We start from the raw sequence: 254 nt of genomic DNA, 5'->3' as shown, positions 1-254 counted from the left end.
CGATGCAAGCCCTTGGGCAGCACGTGGATGAGGAAGCGGCGGATGAACTCGAAGGTCTCGAGTGTCATCTGCTTGTAGCGATCGCGGCCCGCGACGCGGTAGTCCTTCCACTTGAAGGTGACGTCCTGCTGGTCGCAGGCGATCAGGCGGCTGTTGGCGATGGCGACGCGGTGGGTGTAGCGCGACAGATAAGCCAGCACGGCCTCAGGCCCACCGAACGGCCGCTTGGCGTAGACAACCCATTCGGCCTTGCG

General features: G+C 64.2%; 1 protein-coding gene. It reads right to left on the bottom strand.

Annotation, left to right across the window (positions count from 1 at the left end; all coding sequences use genetic code 11):
• Positions 1–254: transposase (locus tag ACZXDY_RS46735; protein ID WP_464350135.1), on the bottom strand; the 254-nt coding region annotated here is incomplete at both ends.

It is taken from the genome of Bradyrhizobium sp. LeoB3 (assembly GCF_055456055.1).
This window is presented reverse-complemented; position numbering and strand designations above follow the sequence as displayed.